Annotated in this window: 18 protein-coding genes; 11 read left to right on the plus strand and 7 right to left on the minus strand. The window is 55.2% G+C overall.

Going from position 1 to position 18,749, the window contains the following annotated elements:
- Positions 1–6 precede the first annotated feature (6 nt).
- From ppa to C1N58_RS20040, 3 genes are all read right to left on the minus strand, one after another.
- Complete coding sequence (ppa, locus tag C1N58_RS20030; RefSeq protein WP_006118350.1) at positions 7–537, minus strand: inorganic diphosphatase; 531 nt, start codon at positions 535–537, stop codon at positions 7–9.
- A 100-nt stretch (positions 538–637) separates the two neighbouring features.
- Positions 638–1,087 (minus strand): DUF441 domain-containing protein, encoded by a 450-nt coding sequence (locus tag C1N58_RS20035; RefSeq protein WP_039341815.1) that lies wholly within the window; start codon positions 1,085–1,087, stop codon positions 638–640.
- Between the two features lie 58 nt (positions 1,088–1,145).
- Entirely contained in the window at positions 1,146–1,556 is a 411-nt protein-coding gene (locus tag C1N58_RS20040; RefSeq protein ID WP_054633025.1) for a lysozyme inhibitor LprI family protein, read from the minus strand.
- Between the two features lie 177 nt (positions 1,557–1,733).
- On the opposite strand from C1N58_RS20040, the gene C1N58_RS20045 reads away from it, so the two are divergent.
- Positions 1,734–3,293, plus strand: a complete 1,560-nt coding sequence (locus C1N58_RS20045; RefSeq protein ID WP_054633026.1) for a methyl-accepting chemotaxis protein — start codon at positions 1,734–1,736, stop codon at positions 3,291–3,293.
- Between the two features lie 36 nt (positions 3,294–3,329).
- Here the strand turns inward: C1N58_RS20045 and fbp are convergent, their stop codons facing one another.
- A complete protein-coding gene (gene fbp, locus C1N58_RS20050; protein WP_006118345.1) occupies positions 3,330–4,337 on the minus strand; it encodes a class 1 fructose-bisphosphatase in 1,008 nt (335 codons plus the stop codon).
- A 167-nt stretch (positions 4,338–4,504) separates the two neighbouring features.
- Between fbp and mpl the strand changes: the two genes are divergently transcribed.
- Complete coding sequence (gene mpl, locus C1N58_RS20055; protein ID WP_033740016.1) at positions 4,505–5,860, plus strand: UDP-N-acetylmuramate:L-alanyl-gamma-D-glutamyl-meso-diaminopimelate ligase; 1,356 nt, start codon at positions 4,505–4,507, stop codon at positions 5,858–5,860.
- Between the two features lie 84 nt (positions 5,861–5,944).
- Here the strand turns inward: mpl and yjgA are convergent, their stop codons facing one another.
- Positions 5,945–6,490 (minus strand): ribosome biogenesis factor YjgA, encoded by a 546-nt coding sequence (gene yjgA, locus C1N58_RS20060; RefSeq protein ID WP_033740015.1) that lies wholly within the window; start codon positions 6,488–6,490, stop codon positions 5,945–5,947.
- 113 nt (positions 6,491–6,603) lie between these two features.
- Between yjgA and pmbA the strand changes: the two genes are divergently transcribed.
- The gene (gene pmbA / locus C1N58_RS20065) at positions 6,604–7,944 is read left to right on the plus strand and encodes a metalloprotease PmbA (RefSeq protein ID WP_394564438.1); all 1,341 of its coding nucleotides are present in this window, start codon (positions 6,604–6,606) and stop codon (positions 7,942–7,944) included.
- Positions 7,945–8,039: 95 nt separating this feature from the next.
- On the plus strand, positions 8,040–8,426 hold the full coding sequence (gene cybC / locus C1N58_RS20070) for a cytochrome b562 (protein ID WP_006118342.1): 387 nt from the start codon (positions 8,040–8,042) through the stop codon (positions 8,424–8,426).
- Between the two features lie 32 nt (positions 8,427–8,458).
- On the opposite strand, the gene C1N58_RS20075 is transcribed toward cybC, so the two are convergent.
- On the minus strand, positions 8,459–9,259 hold the full coding sequence (locus tag C1N58_RS20075) for a DeoR/GlpR family DNA-binding transcription regulator (RefSeq protein ID WP_133745666.1): 801 nt from the start codon (positions 9,257–9,259) through the stop codon (positions 8,459–8,461).
- 34 nt (positions 9,260–9,293) lie between these two features.
- A complete protein-coding gene (locus C1N58_RS20080) occupies positions 9,294–10,190 on the minus strand; it encodes a sugar kinase (protein WP_006118340.1) in 897 nt (298 codons plus the stop codon).
- Positions 10,191–10,355: 165 nt separating this feature from the next.
- Between C1N58_RS20080 and yihU the strand changes: the two genes are divergently transcribed.
- Genes yihU through C1N58_RS20115 form a run of 7 tightly spaced genes read left to right on the plus strand, consistent with a single transcriptional unit; the run spans position 10,356 to position 18,735 of the window.
- Positions 10,356–11,261, plus strand: coding sequence for a sulfolactaldehyde 3-reductase (gene yihU, locus C1N58_RS20085; RefSeq protein WP_164482614.1), 906 nt, complete (start codon positions 10,356–10,358; stop codon positions 11,259–11,261).
- A 14-nt stretch (positions 11,262–11,275) separates the two neighbouring features.
- Positions 11,276–12,151, plus strand: coding sequence for an aldolase (locus C1N58_RS20090; protein WP_394564439.1), 876 nt, complete (start codon positions 11,276–11,278; stop codon positions 12,149–12,151).
- A 13-nt stretch (positions 12,152–12,164) separates the two neighbouring features.
- Positions 12,165–13,406, plus strand: coding sequence for a sulfoquinovose isomerase (gene yihS / locus C1N58_RS20095; RefSeq protein ID WP_394564440.1), 1,242 nt, complete (start codon positions 12,165–12,167; stop codon positions 13,404–13,406).
- A gap of 26 nt (positions 13,407–13,432) precedes the next feature.
- The gene (locus tag C1N58_RS20100; protein WP_006118336.1) at positions 13,433–14,275 is read left to right on the plus strand and encodes an aldose-1-epimerase; all 843 of its coding nucleotides are present in this window, start codon (positions 13,433–13,435) and stop codon (positions 14,273–14,275) included.
- 40 nt (positions 14,276–14,315) lie between these two features.
- Positions 14,316–16,373, plus strand: coding sequence for an alpha-glucosidase (locus tag C1N58_RS20105; protein WP_394564441.1), 2,058 nt, complete (start codon positions 14,316–14,318; stop codon positions 16,371–16,373).
- Between the two features lie 12 nt (positions 16,374–16,385).
- Positions 16,386–17,297: a sulfite exporter TauE/SafE family protein gene (locus C1N58_RS20110; protein WP_162285857.1), complete on the plus strand. Its 912-nt coding sequence runs from the start codon at positions 16,386–16,388 to the stop codon at positions 17,295–17,297.
- A gap of 43 nt (positions 17,298–17,340) precedes the next feature.
- Entirely contained in the window at positions 17,341–18,735 is a 1,395-nt protein-coding gene (locus C1N58_RS20115) for an MFS transporter (RefSeq protein ID WP_394564442.1), read from the plus strand.
- The last annotated feature ends 14 nt before the right edge of the window (positions 18,736–18,749 follow it).

Consider the following 18,749-nt stretch of genomic DNA (forward strand, 5'->3'; position numbering starts at 1 on the left):
GCAGAATTACTTCTTCGCCGCACGCTCAAAAGACGAGACGATCTCGGCTTTGGCTGCTTCGGCGTTATCCCAGCCGTCAACCTTAACCCATTTGCCTTTTTCCAGATCTTTGTAGTGCTCAAAGAAGTGGGTGATCTGCGCACGCAGCAGTTCTGGCAGGTCGTTCACATCTTTGATGTGATCGTACTCTTTGGTGAGTTTGGTGTGCGGGACAGCAACCAGTTTGGCATCTTCGCCAGACTCGTCGGTCATTTTTAACACGCCAACCGGACGGCAGCGGATCACTGAGCCGGGCTCCAGTGGGTACGGTGTTGGAACCAGTACGTCTACCGGGTCACCATCCAGCGACAGCGTATTGTTGATGTAACCATAGTTGCATGGATAGAACATTGCCGTAGACATAAAGCGATCCACAAACAGGGCTCCAGAATCTTTATCAACTTCATATTTGATCGGATCGGCATTCGCCGGGATCTCAATAATTACGTAGATATCTTCTGGCAGGTCTTTACCTGCTGGCACCTGGTTCAAACTCATCGGGTATTCCTTCAGTCGTCGTATGTTGAGTGTCGGCTATTATAGCCAACTGACTGTGAAAGTACGCCCCCTTTTTGGCGTTTCAGAATGCTCCTCAACGCTATTTGGCCGTGACAAACAGGGATACAATGCCCGCAGCAATCAGTGGCCCTACCGGAACGCCACGGAAAAACGCCACGCCGATTACTGTTCCTATCAGCAATCCGCCAATGACTGAAGGCTGTACACTCATAAAACTCACGCCGCGCCCGCCCAGCCAGGCCACGAAAATGCCTACCAGGATTGCGACAATCGACTGCCAGTTGGCAAAGGATTTCAGCAGGGATGACGCAGGCAGCGAACCACTGGCCAGCGGGGCCATTACGGCTACGGTAAGGATAATAATGCCCACTGTAATGCCCTGTTTTTCCACATAAGGAAAGAATTGCGACAGCGGTGTCATTTTGATGATCAGCAGGATCAGAATGGACAGGGTCACGGCGGTGTTGTGGACGAAGTAACTCAGTACAGCAAGGCAGATCAAGATCAGCGTGGAGGCGTAAGCAACCATAGTTTTTCCCTGAAAATGAATGAAGGCAGTTATGACTGACTTTAAAGGTTTACATTAATCAACAATCGTTGGGGTTCGCGCAACTGCCAGTGGCTAAAGATTGCAGTTGTAGGGTTTGATTGCGGACCAGCGCGGTGCTCTGAGTGGCCAGCGCAACGGGGCCGAGAGTGCCCTGCGTGTTGAGTTGGCTGCGGCTCACCGCTAACCAGGCTTCCCGGTAACGCAGCCAGGCGCGCTGGGCGATACGCAGTTTCTCTCTGGGTTCTCCGCTTAATTTTTTCATCAATGCACTGTACTGCGCGTTCATTTCCGCGTCCCATTGCTGGGTTGCCGTATCCTGACATTGCATCAAGGCCAGCGTGGTATCGGCTTGATTAAGGCATTGATTTAACGTCACATCAATCGTGGACTGCTCAGCCACTGCGAGCTTACAACTCAAGAGCGCTATCAACATTACCCTTTTTTTCATCGATTTCCCCTTTGTTTCCTTAACAAAATACCTTCAATTTCATTAACAGGTTAGCGGCAAGCACCGGATTAATCATTCACAGGCGTTAAAGTTTACGAATCCCGATGCCGATACTTTCTCCGTTTAAGGGTTGTCGAAATTATTTCGCCTTTTACTACTCATACGGAAACGATCAAGATGAAACAGTTATCACTACGCACGGGGTTGCTGGCGTTGCTGGCATTCATGACACTGCTGTTGTTGGCGGTGAGTGTGATGGGCATTGTGGCAATCAACAAGGGCAACCGCTCGCTGGATGTGATTAACCGCATTCAGGGGATTGAGTTAAACAGTCTTTATCGCAGTAACGCCGATTTAATGCGCGCGCGTGCCAGTGCTGCGCTTGCAGTACGCAAGATTGAGATTGGTTTACTGGATGAGGGCGCGCAGGTCACCAAAACGGCGCAGGCCGATGTCGAGTCCTCTCAGCGCAATTTAAAACGTTTTGTGGATGCCGGAACCGTGACGGCGGAAGGCAAAATCATGGCCGATGCCATTGCATCAAGCTATAAGGATTACCTTGATCAGGGCATCCTGCCGATGATGAAGGCGCTCGACAAGCAGTATAACGATGAATATTACCAACTGCTGGAAGGTAAACTGGAGCCTTTATCGGCGAAGTACACCAAAGCGGTAGAGACCTTTGGCGCAAAAGCCGACGAAATTACCCAGGCACAGTTAGTTGAAGCTCAGCGCAATGAAATCATGATGAAAGTGCTGATCGCCGTGGCGGTGGGGCTCTCCGTGCTGCTGCTGGTACTGGCCTGGGTGCTGCTGCGCCGCATGTTACTGACGCCGTTGAACAAGGCGATTATTCACCTTGAGCAGGTGGCGGCGGGCGATCTGTCTCAACCGTTGCCGCTGGCGGGCAACAACGAACTGGGTCGTCTTAACAATGCGCTGGCGGGCATGCAGCAGGCTCTGCGTGACTCGGTGAATAAGGTGCGTGAGGCCGGGCTGAAAATCGACAGCGGCAGCCGCGAGCTGGCGGCGGGCAACGTTCACCTTTCTCAACGTACCGAAGAATCCGCCGCGTCGCTGGAGCAAACGGCGGCCAGTATGGAACAGTTGACCGCAACGGTTCGTCTGAACGCCAGTAACGCGCAGCAGGCTCACCAGTTGGCGAATGCCGTTTCTGACAGTGCCGATCGCGGGGCGGAAGTGGTGAACTACGTGATGGAAAAAATGCGTGAGATCACCGAGAGCGCCAATCGCATCGGCGATATTCTGAGCGTGATCGACGGCATTGCCTTCCAGACCAACATTCTGGCGTTAAACGCCGCCGTGGAAGCGGCACGTGCCGGTGAACAGGGGCGCGGTTTCGCCGTCGTCGCGAATGAGGTGCGCACCCTGGCGCAGCGCAGTGCCAGCGCGGCGAAAGAGATTCGCACGCTGATCAGCGATTCACAAACGCGGGTGAAAGAGGGCAGTGAAATGGCCACGCGTGCAGGCGAAACCATGGATGACATCGCGGGTGAAGTCATGCGCGTGACGGCACTGATGAAAGAAATTTCGATGGCTTCAGAAGAGCAAAGTCGGGGCATCGATCAGGTCAACCATGCGGTGACGCAGATGGATGAAGCGGCGCAGCAGAACGCAGCGCTGGTGGAGCAGGCCACCGCCGCCACGCATTCACTGGAGGCGCAGTCAGAGCAGTTGCAGGCGGCTATGGCGCTGTTCCGGCTTCAGCAGGCATAAGACAAAATAAGGGCGCGACACCCGCGCCCTTTATGTTTAGCCCTGACGACACTCCGGGAACTCTGCCAGGAAGCGCTCTACGTCATCCACCATGGCGGTGTTGCCACAGTAGAACGGGCAGCGCTGATGCAGCGTTACCGGGGGAATATCCAGAATACGGTTTTGCCCGTCGCTGGCTTTACCGCCCGCCTGCTCGGCCAGGAAGGCCATGGGGTTGCACTCATACAGCAGGCGCAGTTTACCCTTCGGATGGCTGGCCGTGCTGGGGTAAAGGTAGATACCGCCTTTCAGCAGGTTACGATGGAAATCCGCCACCAGTGAACCGATGTAGCGTGAGGTGTAAGGACGGTGCGTTGCCACATCCTCTTCCTGACAGAATTTCAGGTATTTTTTCACGCCCTGCGGGAAACGAATGTAGTTACCTTCGTTAATGGAATAGGTGTAGCCCACTTCCGGATACGTCATCCGTTCGTGACTGAGGCAGAACACGCCCAGTGACGGATCGTAGGTAAACGCGTGCACACCACAACCGGTGGTGTAAACCATCATGGTAGACGAACCGTAAACCACATAACCGGCCGCGACCTGTTTGTTGCCCGGCTGCATGAAGTCCGCTTCGACGACCGGTGTACCGGGTTCACTGACGCGACGATAGATTGAGAAAATGGTGCCGACAGAGACGTTAACGTCGATGTTTGATGATCCATCCAGCGGATCCATCAAGACCACGTACTTGCCGTTTTCCTCGCCCTCAAAGATGACAAATTCGTCCTCTTCTTCAGAAGCGATACCGGCAACGATACCGCGCGCTTTCAGTGCGGCTTTGAGTTTTTCGTTGGCGAACAGATCCAGTTTCATCTGCTGTTCACCCTGAACATTTTCGACGCCGCTGGCCCCCAGGATATCCACTAAACCGGCTTTGTTAATATCGCGGTGGATAATTTTGGCACCCAGCTTAATCGCTGAGATAAGCGCCGTCAGTTCACCTGTAGCGTGCGGAAAGTCGTGTTGCTTCTCGACGATAAATTCGCCCAACGTTTTCATAACACATTCCCTGAATCATCGATGGAGTGGCAGCGGCATACTTCACTGCCGACGGATGCGTACGCAGTTTAGCCGATTGAACTTCAAAAACCATAGTCCTAATCCGTTTCTTCCGCTCGCAACCGAGGTTACACTGTGCGCCGAACTTTTGAGTTATGGACGTTTTTATGCGCATTCACATCCTCGGGATATGTGGCACGTTTATGGGCGGGCTGGCGATGCTGGCACGCTCCCTTGGCCATCAGGTGACAGGCTCAGATGCCAATGTTTATCCGCCGATGAGCACCCTGCTTGAGCAGCAAGGTATTGAATTAACAGAGGGTTATGACGCCAGTCAGCTTGATCCTCAACCAGACCTGGTCATCATCGGCAATGCCATGACGCGCGGTAATCCCTGTGTGGAAGCGGTTCTGGAACGCAACATTCCCTACCTTTCAGGTCCCCAATGGCTGCATGATTTCGTGCTGCGTGACCGGTGGGTGCTGGCCGTGGCCGGCACGCACGGTAAAACCACGACGGCAGGCATGGCAGCGTGGATTCTGGAGGCGTGTGGTCTGGAACCGGGCTTTATTATCGGCGGTGTACCCGGCAACTTCGATGTTTCAGCAAAATTAGGAAAAAGCCCATTCTTTGTGATTGAGGCTGACGAATATGACTGCGCGTTTTTCGATAAGCGCTCTAAATTCGTTCATTACTGCCCACGTACGCTGATTCTGAATAACCTGGAATTCGATCATGCGGATATTTTTGACGATCTGCGGGCGATCCAGAAACAGTTCCATCACCTGGTGCGCATCGTGCCGGGCCAGGGCAAGATCCTGCTGCCGGAGCACGATCATAACCTGAAGCAGGTAATGGCGATGGGCTGCTGGAGCGAGCAGGAACATGTCGGCGACGGCGGTCACTGGCAGGCGAAAAAACTGACGCCTGACGCCTCACACTGGGAAGTCTGGCTGGACGGCAACAAAGTGGGTGAAGTGAACTGGGCACTGGTCGGCGAACACAACATGCACAATGGTTTAATGGCCATTGCGGCAGCCCGTCATGTTGGCGTGAAACCCGAGGATGCCAGCCAGGCACTGGACAGCTTTATCAATGCCCGTCGTCGTCTGGAACTGCGCGGCGAGGTCAACGGCATCAAGATCTATGATGATTTTGCCCATCATCCGACCGCGATTCTTGCCACGCTGAGCGCGCTGCGCAGCAAAGTGGGCGGGACGGCGCGTATCCTGGCCGTGCTCGAACCGCGTTCAAACACCATGAAAATGGGCGTGAATAAAAATGAACTTGCCCCGTCACTGGCGCGTGCCGACGAAGTGTTTCTGTTCCAGCCGAGCCATATTCCCTGGCAGGTCGCGGATGTCGCAGAAGCCTGCATGCAGCCTGCGCACTGCAGCGCGGATATTGATGCGCTGGTAGAAACGATCGCCAAAACGGCGCAGCCGGGCGATTCCATCCTGGTAATGAGCAACGGGGGCTTTGGTGGGATTCATCAGAAGCTGCTGGATCGTCTGGCTCGTTAACCGGTAGCCGATCCTTTTCTCCCCGAACGAGGGGAGAGAAAACCCTGCGGCTGGGCATTGCTCAGCCGCACATCACCGCCAGGGTCAGACGGCTTCTGCTAATTCGCGCAGGTACTGAAAAATCTGACGGGCAGATTTTGGCGGTTTGTTACCCGCTTTTTCCTTCTGTGCATTACGAATCATGCTACGCAGTTGCTGACGATCGGCCTGAGGATAAAGGGCAAGCACGTCGGTCATCGCCTCATCGCCTTCTTCAATCAGGCGATCGCGCAGCATTTCCAGCTTGTGAAACAGCGCAACCTGCTGGTTATGGCGGTTTTTAAGCTTATCCAGTGCGGTACGAATCGGTTCAACGTCGATGCTGCGCAGCAGCTTACCAATTAACTGTAACTGACGGCGGCGGCCTTCTTTCTTAATACGCTGCGCCAGTTCAATCTCGGTACGCAAACGCTCATCCAGCGGAATTTTATCCAGCGAGTTTTTCCCCAGGTCGACCAGTTCGGCCCCCAGGCGTTTCAGCTCTTCAGCATCGCGTTTGATTTCGCTCTTACTAACCCAAATAATCTCTTCATCTTCTTCTTCGTGATTATCGGGCACATCATCGAGCCACTCTTCAGGCTGCTTAGTCATATCTGGCTCCAAAAAAAAGAGGCTAATCCTACCAGTTTATCGGGTGACTGCGAAATTGTTCTCTGACTCTGATAGACTCAAATTATTCAACCATAAGATTAGACGGCAGGTCGATGAACGTATCAACTCAAGTTGCAGAACAGCGAAAAGCACTGGAACAGGCAATTGCACAGGCGCTTGAACTGGCAAAAGCAAGTACGGATGGCGCGGAAGTCGCGGTGAGCAAGACCACCGGTATTGGTGTCAGTACCCGTTACGGCGAAGTGGAAAACGTCGAATTCAACAGTGATGGCGCACTGGGCATCACTGTTTACCACCAAAATCGTAAAGGCAGTGCGTCATCGACCGATCTCAGCCCGGATGCCATTAAACGAACCGTGCAGGCGGCGATTGATATCGCACGCTATACCTCGCCGGATCCCTTTGCCGGCCCGGCGGATGCCGAACTGCTGGCTTATGACGCACCGGATCTGGATCTCTACCATCCGTGGGAGATCGATGCCGATTATGCTATCCAGCTGGCGGCACAGGCAGAGCAGGCGGCACTGCAGGCAGACAAACGCATCACCAATACTGAAGGCGGTAGTTTTAACAGCCATGTCGGTATCAAAGTCTTTGGTAACAGCCACGGCATGCTGCAAAGCTACTGTTCCAGCCGTCATTCGCTGTCCAGCTGCGTCATTGCTGAGCAGGACGGCAATATGGAGCGTGATTATGCGTACACCATTGGCCGCGCCATTGAGGACTTAAAGAGCGCGGACTGGGTTGGGGCTGAGTGCGCTCGCCGGACGCTGTCGCGCTTGGCACCGCGTAAGCTCGATACCATGAAAGCGCAGGTCATTTTTGCGCCGGAAGTCGCGACCGGCCTGTTCGGCCATCTGGTCGGCGCCATCAGCGGCAGCAGCGTCTATCGTAAATCCACATTCTTACTGGATGCGATGGGCAAACAGATTCTGCCTGAATGGCTGACCATTCAGGAGCAGCCGCATCTGTTAAAAGGCCTGGCCTCCACGCCGTTTGACAGCGAAGGCGTACGTACACAGGCCCGCGACATCATTAAAGATGGCGTGCTGCAAACCTGGCTGATGACCAGCTATTCTGCGCGCAAGCTGGGCCTGACCAGCACCGGTCACGCGGGCGGCATTCATAACTGGCGCATCGCCGGTCAGGGGCACAGCTTCAACGACATGCTGAAGCAGATGGGCACCGGGCTGGTCGTGACCGAACTGATGGGACAGGGCGTCAGCGCCATCACGGGCGATTATTCGCGTGGCGCAGCCGGTTTCTGGGTGGAGAATGGCGAGATTCAGTATCCGGTAAGTGAAATTACGATTGCAGGTAACTTAGGCGATATGTGGCGGAACATTGTTACCGTAGGCGATGACATTGAAACCCGCAGCAATATTCAGTGTGGTTCTGTTCTGTTACCCGAAATGTATATTGCCGGACAGTAAAATCTCTTTTAAGTTGTGTAGGCGATAGCAAGCGGAGGGCATCGACCCTCCGCTTTTTTATAAGCAGCGTTTTCACAATAAAAAGGAAGCTGAGCATGCGTAAAGCGTTTATGTCGTTGTTAGCTGTTGCCTTGTTATCTGTTAATGTCACCGCCGGTGCGGCTTCTCTTGAGCACGATATGAAAGAGATGGCGGGTATTTACAAGTCGCTGGATGGGGCGAAAAGCGCCGATCAGCTGCACAAAATGTTAGGTGATTTGCGCGCCAAAGCCGAAGATGCCAAAAAAGGCACTCCGGACAAACTGGAAGGCAAAGCACCGGACAGCCCGGAAATGAAAGACTTTCACAAAGGCATGGATGATTTGATTGCCCAGATTGATAAAGCCGATGCACTGGCTAAACAGGGCAAGCTGGATGAAGCCAAAGCAGAAGCGCAAAAACTGGCTGCTATCCGTAACGAAAACCACAAGAAGTTCCGCTAAACACACGCTAACCCCGGCACTGCCGGGGTTAATTATTCCGCCCCCTCATCGCCACCCGGCTTAGCCAGGATCACTTCAACCTGATGGGTTTTTAGCAGGTTTTGCAGCGCCGTACCCGGCAGTTTATCAGTGAACAGGGCTGTCGCCTGCGCCACGCTGCCCATCTCCACCGCGGCCGAGGCCTGGAATTTAGTATGATCGGCGGCGAGCAATATATGACGCGAGTGCGCCATCATCGTTTGTGCAACGTTGGCCTCATTGACGTCAAATTCCAGCAGCGCACCGTCACTCTCAATGGCGCCCATGCTGGTGACGAGATAATCCGCCCGGAAACTGGCCACAAAGGCCGTGGTCACCGGACCAATAATGCCACCATTGTGTGGGCGCAACGTGCCGCCGGGCACCATGACTTCAAACTGGGGGCATTTATACAGAATATGTGCCACCCGCAGGCTGTTGGTGATAACCCGCAGATGCTTATGGTTCATCAGGGCGCGGGCCACATGCTCCACGGTAGTGCCAATCGTAATAAACACCGTGGAACCATCAGGAATGTAGTCAGCGATGGCGTCAGCGATAGATCGTTTTTCATCGGTTTGTGAGACTTCGCGCTGTTCAAAGGCGGTATTGACCACGCTGGATGCGCGGCCTGCGCCGCCATGATGACGGGTAATCAATCCCTGTTCGCTGAGTTTGCGAATGTCGCGGCGTACCGTTTGCGTCGACACATCCAGTAGCACCGCAAGTTCATCAATATTCATGTAGCCACGTTCGGCGATCAGGCTGAGTAAACGATCGTGGCGAGGATTACCGGTTACGTCCGTAAGGATCATGAGCTGCTCTCTGAAGACCACTTTGGCTGTCAGTTTAACCATTAACTGACATAAAAGAACAGGTTTGCTCATAATCGGGAATACCGGCCCGGCCGCCCGGGCGCGTACATTTTAAGGCCGCGACAGCGCTGGCAAAGCGCACCGCTTCCGCCACGGCGGGCTTTTGGGCCAGCCTGAATGCCAGTGCGCCATGAAACACATCGCCGGCACCGGTCGTGTCGACCACCCTGACATGAAAAGCTGGCTGATGCTGTAATCTGCCCGCATCAAGCCAGAGGCAACCCTGAACGCCTTGTGTCACATAGACATGGCCTTTTGTGAGCATTTGTGCTTTTTTCAGCGCACTGGCGTCACTTTCCATACCGGTCAGACGCTGCAAACCGGGTGCGGAAAACGCCGCGTGGTCGCTCAGCGTTACCAGTTCAGCAATGTTTTGTGGCGTCACATCGCCATCCAGAATGGTGGGAACGCCGGACCTGCGTGCCAGCGTAAAGGCGCATTTTGCGCCCTGATGCCAGCGGACATCCGCCAGCACGGCATCCCACTGAGAAAAATCGATTTCCGCTAGCCAGTCGGCCTCGTCGGGTAAATCCGGGCTGGGATAGTTGGCGATGATACGTTCGCCTTCAGCATCCACAAGAATGGCAGATTGCGAGGAGCGGGCAGCGTTAAAAATCTTTGTATAACGTGTATTTACGCCGTAACTGTTTAACTCGGACAGCAGCCTTTTCCCGGTGTCATCGTCCCCGACCCGGCCAATAAAATCCACCTGCGCACCCAACTTTGCAGCCGCGACGGCTGCCGTGGCCGCCGGGCCACCGCCGACTTCCCGATAGTTGCTGGCGACATATTTTCCGCCCTGATGCGGTAACGTTTCCAGGTACCAGATGCGATCCAGTACGGTGATCCCTACACAAGCTATGCGCGTCATCACTCTTCCTCAGACATTTCTCGTGCTGTCATTTTAATTTCATCAAATGTTTTAAAAGTGACACCTGTCAATTTTTTGACCATAAATTACAAATATGATCCGAAAAAGACAGTAAAAATCATATATCGGACAAAATGTGACATTCATCGGGTTTGGGAGAGCGGTATGGCGGAAGTAGCGTTTATTGGACTGGGGCAAATGGGGGCGCCGATGGCGAGCAATCTGCTTAAGCAGGGCCATCAGCTCAGGGTGTTTGACGTCAATCCCGAGGCGGTTGCCAGGTTAGTGGAAAAAGGCGCACAGGCTGCCCGTTCTCCAGCCGAGGCCGCCGAAGGGGCTGAATTCGTTATCACCATGCTGCCCAATGGCGATTTGGTGCGCGCTGTCCTGTCAGGTGATCAGGGCGTCTGTACCACGCTGTCGCCTTCGGCACTGGTGATCGATATGTCGACGATCCATCCGCTACAGACCGACCAGATGATTAACGAGATGCGGGCGAGCGGCTTCAGCATGATGGACGTGCCGGTTGGGCGCACATCCGATCATGCTATCGCCGGCACGCTGTTGCTGCTGGCAGGCGGAACACTGCAACAGATTGAGCGGGCAAAACCGCTGCTGTTGGCCATGGGAAATGAGGTGGTGGTGGCTGGCGGACCGGGCATGGGGATTCGCGTCAAGCTGATTAATAACTACATGAGTATCGCCCTGAATGCGCTCTCTGCAGAGGCGGCGGTGCTGTGTGAAGGGCTGGGGCTGCCGCTGGACGTTGCGCTACAGGTCATGAACGGCACGCCAGCAGGGAAGGGGCACTTCACCACGACCTGGCCAAATAAGGTGCTGAAAGGCGACCTGTCACCGGCCTTTATGATCGATCTGGCTCATAAAGACCTGGGCATCGCGCTGGATGTGGCTAACCAGCTGCATGTGCCCATGCCGCTCGGGGCCGCCTCACGTGAGGTTTACAGCCAGGCGCGCGCCGCCGGACGCGGACGTCAGGACTGGACCGCCCTTCTCGAACACGTGCGCGCCAGCGCAGGCCTCTCACCTTCGACAACCCCTTGTGACGCTTAATCAGAGGAAAGCACATGACTCATTACACCCTTAAAGACATCGCCCGGCCATCAGGTGGTTTCGCCATGCTGGCTGTGGATCAGCGTGAAGCGATGCGGCTGATGTTTGCCGCCGCGGGTGCGCCACAGCCGGTCAGCGATCGGGTTCTGACCGAATTCAAAGTGAATGCCGCCAGCGTGTTATCGCCTTATGCCTCCGCCATCCTGGTGGATCAGCAATTTTGCTTTCAGCAGATTGTGGAGCAGCGGGCTGTGTCGCCCGGTTGCGGCATCATTGTCGCGGCGGATGCGTTTATACCGGGCAACGGCATGCCGGTTGACAGTGTGGAGATTGATCACCGCGTCGATCCTCAGGCCGTCAAGCGTGACGGGGCAAAGGCGCTCAAGCTGCTGGTGCTGTGGCGCAGCGATGAAGACGCACAGCAGCGGCTCAATATGGTGAATACCTTCACTGCGCGCTGTCACCGCCATGGTCTGCTCAGCATTATCGAACCCGTTGTCAGACCGCCGCGCCGGGGCGATCGCTTCGATCGCGAGCAGGCGATCCTCGCTGCAGCGAAGGAACTGGGTAACAGCGGAGCGGATCTTTATAAGGTGGAAATGCCGCTGTACGGCAAAGGTTCACAAGCCGACCTGCTGACGGCCGCGCAGAAACTTAACGATTTGATCATGATGCCGTGGGTCATCCTCTCCTCTGGCATCGACGAAAAATTATTCCCACGAGCCGTCAGAGTCGCCATGCAGGCGGGTGCCTCCGGATTCCTGGCGGGCCGCGCAGTCTGGTCTTCGGTTATTGGTTTGCCCGATACCGACCTGATGCTGCGGGATATCTCTGTTCCCAGACTGCAACGGCTGGGCAAGATCGTAGATGAAATGATGGCGAAACGTTAATAGGGAGAAGCAGATGAAATGGTTTAACACCTTAAGCCACAATCGCTGGCTCGAACAGGAAACCGATCGGATTTTCAGTTTTGGCAAGCATGCGGCGGTGCCAACCGGATTTGGCTGGCTGGGTAATAACGGTCAGGTCAAACCCGATAAGGGAACGCACCTGTGGATCACCGCCCGCATGTTGCACGTCTATGCGGTGGCGGCCTCGATGGGGCGGCCCGGGGCTTATCAACTGGTTGAACATGGTATCAATGCATTAAACGGTGCCCTTCGCGATAAAAAATATGGCGGCTGGTACGCCTGCGTCAACGACGAAGGCGTTCTCGATGCCTCCAAGCAGGGCTACCAGCATTTTTTTGTATTGCTGGGCGCCGCCAGCGCCGTTACCACCGGTCATCCGGCGGCACGTCCATTGCTGGATGAGGCGATCAAGGTCATTGAACGTTACTTCTGGAGTGAAGACGAGCAGATGTGCCTGGAATCCTGGGACGAGGCATTCAGCAAGACCGAAGACTACCGGGGAGGGAACGCCAATATGCACGCCGTTGAAGCGTTCCTGATCGTGTATGACGTCACGCACGATAAGAAATGGCTGGATCGCGCGCTGCGCGTCACGTCCGTAATCATCCATGATGTCGCGCGTCAAAATAATTACCGCGTGAATGAACACTTTGACACGCACTGGATGCCACTGCGCGATTACAACAAAGACAACCCTGCCCACCGCTTCCGTGCTTATGGTGGCACGCCCGGCCACTGGATTGAGTGGGGGCGACTGATGCTGCATCTGCACGCCGCGCTTGAAGCGCGCTTTGAAACCCCACCGGCCTGGTTAGTGGAAGATGCCAAAGGGTTATTTCACGCCACCCTGCGTGATGCCTGGGCGCCCGATGGTGCAGACGGTTTCGTTTATACCGTGGACTGGGACGGCAAGCCCGTGGTGCGCGAGCGGGTACGCTGGCCTATCGTCGAAGCGATGGGAACCGCCTATGCGCTGTATACCGTCACCGGTGAGGCGCAATACGAAGCCTGGTATCAGAAGTGGTGGGACTACTGCATGACCTACCTGATGGACTTCGAAAACGGTTCCTGGTGGCAGGAACTGGATTGCGAAAACAAGGTGACGACCAAAGTCTGGGACGGCAAACAGGATATCTACCACCTGCTGCATTGCCTGGTCATCCCACGCCTTCCGCTGGCACCGGGCCTGGCTCCCGCTGTCGCCGCCGGATTACTGGACTGTAACGCAAAATAATTCCAAAACAGACGGGAGTACCAGCTATGCACAGCAGCGGAAAAACCCTTGTACTGCGTGCCGGAGACTATCAGGCCACCCTTGTCACCGTGGGCGCGGGTCTGGCTGAACTGACATACGCAGGTCAGCATCTGGTGCTCCCCCATCCCCCTGAAACCCTGCCGCTGGCGCACATGGGGAAAGTCCTGATTCCCTGGCCCAATCGCGTCGCGAAGGGCACCTGGTACCATAACGGTAAATGGCTTCATTTACCGATCAATGATCACGAAGGGGGAACCGCCATTCACGGTTTGCTGGCGTGGCGTGACTGGCAGATTACGGAACATACCGACAGCACAGCGAGGCTGACAATCTTTTTACCGCCCAGCTACGGGTATCCGTTTGCCCTGGTTTCAACGGTGACGTACCGGCTGGATGCCATGCAGGGCCTGCTGGTGACGCTCGACAGTCAAAATACAGGACGTGAACCTGCTCCTTATGGCGCAGGTGCGCACCCGTATCTGACCTGCAACAGAATGCCGCTGGACGAGTGCCTGCTCACGTTGCCTGCCGCGATAGCGCAAGGCGATTTCCTTTCCCCACGTCTGCTCGGCGCAACGCAAATTGATGACAGCCTTCGCACAGGCACGGACGGCCAGCAGTGGGAAGTGCGCCTGACCAGCCGGAAGCCGTCCCTTTCTGTTTACTTACGTAGCGATCAGCCCTGGCTGCAAATTTACACCGGCGAAAAACTGGGCCGCACCGGGCTGGCAACCGAGCCCATGAGTTGCCCGCCTGATGCGTTTAACTCCGGCGTTGATCTGGTCTGGCTCGCACCGCAGGCGACGCATCGGCTGGCCTTCACCCTTGGCTGCGATCGCCCCGGATAAAGATCACCTTACCGCCTTACCCTACAACTAAGAGGCCAGTATGCACTTACAACATCTTGAAACGGCAGGGGTAAAACTCACTGCCACTGATAACGGCTTTTCACTGGTTTATCACGGCCGCGTTATTCTGAGCCACAGCCCGGAAGCGCCCTGTCTGTGGATGGGGCACGGTCGGGCCGACATTAAAATGTTTCGTGGCAACTTCAGTATCAAAGATCGGCTGAATGAAAAGCTGGCCCTGACTGAGGCCACCATGACGTCGCAGGCCGACTGTTGGCACATTCGTTTCTCGCGCGGCAACGTCATCAGCGCCACGCTGACGGTTGGGCTGGATGCCGGCGGGCGTTTACTGCTCACGCTAAATAATGACGCCGACAGTCATAACCGCATCTGGCTACGGCTGGCAGCGCAGCAGGCGGATCACATCTACGGCTGCGGCGAACAGTTTTCCTGTTTTGACCTGCGCGGGAAACCGTTCCCGCTCTGGACCAGTGAGCAGGGCGTCGGACGGAATAAAAACAGTTATGTTACCTGGCAGGCGGACTGTGCGGAGAATGCCGGCGGCGATTATTACTGGACGTTTTTCCCTCAGCCCACCTTCGTCAGCAGCCAGAAGTATTACTGCCATGTGGACAACAGCGGCTACATGAATTTTGACTTCAGCGCACCCGATTATCACGAACTGGCGTTCTGGGAAAACCGCGCGACGTTACGCTTTGAATGCGCCGACAGCTATATTGCGCTGCTGGAAAAACTGAGCGTCTTGCTGGGCCGCCAGCCTGAATTGCCTGACTGGGTTTACGATGGCGTGATTCTGGGCATTCAGGGCGGCACCGACGTGTGTCAGCAGAAGTTAGACAAGATGCGTCAGGCGGGTGTGAAGGTTAACGGTATCTGGGCTCAGGACTGGTCCGGTATTCGCATGACGTCGTTTGGCAAACGTGTCATGTGGAACTGGCAGTGGGACAGCGAACTCTATCCGCAACTGGATACACGCATTCAGCAATGGAAAGCCGAAGGCGTCCAGTTTCTCTCTTATATCAATCCTTATGTCGCCAGCGATCGCCCTCTGTGCGACGAGGCCGCCCGGCACGGCTATCTCACCAAAACGGCTTCCGGTCAGGACTACCATGTTGAATTTGGTGAGTTCTATGCGGGCGTTGTCGATCTGACTCATCCTGATGCTTATAACTGGTTCAAAGAGGTTATCAAACAAAATCTGATCGGCCTGGGCTGTGGCGGCTGGATGGCGGATTTTGGCGAATATCTCCCAACCGATACGGTTCTGCATAACGGTGTCCACGCCGAGATTATGCATAATGCCTGGCCTGCGCTGTGGGCAAAATGTAACTACGACGCGCTGGCAGAAACCGGCAAGCTCGGCGAAACGCTCTATTTTATGCGCGCGGGTTATACCGGCAGTCAGAAATACGCCGTGATGATGTGGGCCGGGGATCAAAACGTTGACTGGAGTCTGGACGATGGCCTCGCGTCGGTAGTGCCTGCCGCCTTGTCGCTGGCAATGAGTGGGCACGGTTTGCATCACAGTGACATTGGTGGCTATACCACGCTCTACGGCATGAAACGGAGCAAAGAACTGCTGCTGCGTTGGTGTGATTTCAACACCTTTACGCCCATGATGCGCACCCATGAAGGTAACCGTCCCGGCGATAACTGGCAGTTTGACAGCGATGACGAAACCATGGCGCATTTTGCCCGTATGTCGACGATCTTTACTTCCTTAAAGCCTTACATCAGGCAGGCGGTGGCGCAGAATGCCCGCAGTGGTCTGCCTGTTATGCGGCCGCTTTTCCTGCACTATGAAGCGGATGCCCGCACTTATTCGCTGAAATACCAGTACCTGTTTGGTCGTGATTTGCTGGTCGCGCCAGTGTATGAAGAGGGCCGCCACGACTGGACGCTCTATCTGCCGGAGGATCGCTGGATAAACCTCTGGACCGGTGAAGCGGCCAGCGGTGGCGAGATCACGGTGGACGCACCGCTTGGTCAGCCGCCCGTCTTTTACCGGGCTGAAAGTGAATGGCAGGCGTTATTTGCCTCATTACGGCTGATCGACAGTGCCGGTTCGACGCGATAAAGGAGAAAGGGTATGGATTTCTTCACGCTTTTTACTCCCGACGGGCTTGAGCTGAGTATTGAGGTTGTCTGCATCATCATCGCCATCATGTTCCTGTATACCTTCATCGGTATCTGCGCAGGCTTTGGTGGCGCACTGGTGACGATGCCGCTGATCACCTTGTTGCTGCCGGTCAAAATGGCGGCACCTATGTCGGTCATTGTCGGGACAGCCACTGCGTTATATGCCACCTGGTTGTCACGTAACGAAACCCACTGGCGATCTGCGCTGGTGCTTATCCTGTTCTCCTTTGCCGGCATTCCCCTGGGGATTTATGCGCTCGCCAGTTTCCCGGACAACATCATGAAAACCGGGCTGGGAACTTTCCTGATCCTGTACGCGTTTTACAGCCTGTTTGTTCCTCGTCTGCCCGTCTGTGACAAAAACTGGCTAGTGGTGCCGACGGGCATCATCGCCGGCGCTCTGGGGTCGGCTTTTGCGACCAACGGCCCGCCGGTAGTGATTTATGGCATGTTGAGAAATCTGGCTCCGGCGGCGTTTCGTGGCACGCTCAATGCGTTTTTTACCGCCAGTAACATCGCCATTATTGGCGGCCTGACGACCAGCGGCATCTTAACGCTGTCAACCGTCAAGCTGGTGCTGTTCTGCATGCCCACCATGATCCTGGGCTCGCTGGTGGGCCAGTATGTTCACCAACGCATCTCTGTCAGCACTTTCCGGCTGATGGTACTCCTGCTGCTGATCGCATCCGGCGCCATGCTGGTCAAGGGGGCGCTGGCGATTCCGGCATGGTCGGTACTGGTGCCGGTGTTTGGCCTGCTGGCGATTATGCAGTGGGTATTGGGCAAAAAAGTTGCGGCGATACGCGCGGAAACACAGCAGCAAGCGGAAACACAGCAGCAAAACGCTTCCCCTTCATCCTGAGCAAGGTTACCCGCCAGGCGGGCGGGTAAACCGGAGAACCATCATGAATCAGCAAACTGTATCTTCTGCCGGCGAGCCTGCGACGCTGCGGTTGCCGTTCCGGGAAAAAGTGGCCTATGGCATGGGCGATCTGGGTTCTAACATCCTGTTAGATATCGGGACGCTTTACTTACTGAAGTTCTATACCGATGTGCTGGAGCTGCCGGGAACGTACGGCGGAATTATCTTTCTGGTCGCCAAATTCTTCACGGCGTTTACCGATATGGGCACGGGCATCATGCTGGATTCGCGGCGCAGGATTGGCCCGAAAGGGAAGTTCCGGCCGTTTGTCTTGTACGCCGCGTTTCCGGTCACGCTTTTGGCTGTCGCCAACTTTATCGGTACGCCGTTTGAAATCACCTGTAAAGCGGTCGTCGCCACGGTGTTGTTTATGTTGTATGGCCTGTTCTTCAGCATGATGAACTGTTCGTATGGGGCGATGGTGCCCGCCATCACCAAAAATCCTGATGAGCGCGCCTCCCTGGCCGCCTGGCGGCAGGGCGGTGCAACGCTGGGGTTACTGATTTGTACTGTGGGTTTTGTGCCGGTGATGAACCTGGCAGAAGGCAGCGCGCAGTTCCGCTATATCGTTGCAGCCACACTTTTCTCGGCATTTGGTTTGCTCTTTATGTGGTGGTGCTATGCCGGTGTAAAGGAGCGCTATGTCGAACAGCCGTCTGCCCACCCCACGCAAAACCCGGGCCTGTTAGCCTCCTTCCGCGCTATCGCGGGTAACCGTCCGCTGTTTATTCTCTGTATTGCCAACCTCTGCACACTGGGGGCGTTCAACGTCAAGCTGGCGATTCAGGTCTATTACACCCAGTACGTTCTGAACGATCCCATCCTGCTGTCATGGATGGGCTTCTTTAGCATGGGCTGCATTTTTATCGGTGTCTTTATGATGCCCGGCGCCGTCAGGCGCTTTGGTAAGAAAAAAGTGTATATCGGCGGTTTGCTGATTTGGGTCGTGGGCGATCTGCTCAACTATTGCTATGGGGGCGGTTCCGTCAGTTTCATCGTGTTTTCCTGTCTGGCTTTTTTTGGATCTGCCTTTGTGAACAGTCTTAACTGGGCTTTGGTCTCTGATACGGTCGAATACGGGGAATGGCGGACGGGCGTGCGTTCTGAAGGCACGGTTTATACCGGTTTCACCTTTTTCCGTAAGGTCTCACAGGCACTGGCGGGCTTTTTCCCCGGCTGGATGCTGACCCAGATTGGCTACGTGCCTAACGTTGTCCAGCGCGCCGGTACGGTCGAGGGCCTGAAGCAACTGATGTTTATTTATCCCGGTGCGTTAGCCGTGGTCACGATTGTGGCCATGGGGTGTTTCTACAACCTCAATGAAAAGATGTATGTCCGCATCATTGACGAGATTGACGCCCGTAAGCGTCAGCACTGATTTGGCTCTGTGAT

Source organism: Pantoea sp. SGAir0180, assembly GCF_043546245.1.

Bases quoted from the DNA above. Each gene is read 5' to 3' on its own strand.
- ppa (WP_006118350.1), bottom strand. From the start codon at position 537: ATGAGTTTGAACCAGGTGCCAGCAGGTAAAGACCTGCCAGAAGATATC.
- C1N58_RS20035 (WP_039341815.1), bottom strand. From the start codon at position 1,087: ATGGTTGCTTACGCCTCCACGCTGATCTTGATCTGCCTTGCTGTACTG.
- C1N58_RS20040 (WP_054633025.1), bottom strand. From the start codon at position 1,556: ATGAAAAAAAGGGTAATGTTGATAGCGCTCTTGAGTTGTAAGCTCGCA.
- C1N58_RS20045 (WP_054633026.1), top strand. From the start codon at position 1,734: ATGAAACAGTTATCACTACGCACGGGGTTGCTGGCGTTGCTGGCATTC.
- fbp (WP_006118345.1), bottom strand. From the start codon at position 4,337: ATGAAAACGTTGGGCGAATTTATCGTCGAGAAGCAACACGACTTTCCG.
- mpl (WP_033740016.1), top strand. From the start codon at position 4,505: ATGCGCATTCACATCCTCGGGATATGTGGCACGTTTATGGGCGGGCTG.
- yjgA (WP_033740015.1), bottom strand. From the start codon at position 6,490: ATGACTAAGCAGCCTGAAGAGTGGCTCGATGATGTGCCCGATAATCAC.
- pmbA (WP_394564438.1), top strand. From the start codon at position 6,604: ATGAACGTATCAACTCAAGTTGCAGAACAGCGAAAAGCACTGGAACAG.
- cybC (WP_006118342.1), top strand. From the start codon at position 8,040: ATGCGTAAAGCGTTTATGTCGTTGTTAGCTGTTGCCTTGTTATCTGTT.
- C1N58_RS20075 (WP_133745666.1), bottom strand. From the start codon at position 9,259: ATGATCCTTACGGACGTAACCGGTAATCCTCGCCACGATCGTTTACTC.
- C1N58_RS20080 (WP_006118340.1), bottom strand. From the start codon at position 10,190: ATGACGCGCATAGCTTGTGTAGGGATCACCGTACTGGATCGCATCTGG.
- yihU (WP_164482614.1), top strand. From the start codon at position 10,356: ATGGCGGAAGTAGCGTTTATTGGACTGGGGCAAATGGGGGCGCCGATG.
- C1N58_RS20090 (WP_394564439.1), top strand. From the start codon at position 11,276: ATGACTCATTACACCCTTAAAGACATCGCCCGGCCATCAGGTGGTTTC.
- yihS (WP_394564440.1), top strand. From the start codon at position 12,165: ATGAAATGGTTTAACACCTTAAGCCACAATCGCTGGCTCGAACAGGAA.
- C1N58_RS20100 (WP_006118336.1), top strand. From the start codon at position 13,433: ATGCACAGCAGCGGAAAAACCCTTGTACTGCGTGCCGGAGACTATCAG.
- C1N58_RS20105 (WP_394564441.1), top strand. From the start codon at position 14,316: ATGCACTTACAACATCTTGAAACGGCAGGGGTAAAACTCACTGCCACT.
- C1N58_RS20110 (WP_162285857.1), top strand. From the start codon at position 16,386: ATGGATTTCTTCACGCTTTTTACTCCCGACGGGCTTGAGCTGAGTATT.
- C1N58_RS20115 (WP_394564442.1), top strand. From the start codon at position 17,341: ATGAATCAGCAAACTGTATCTTCTGCCGGCGAGCCTGCGACGCTGCGG.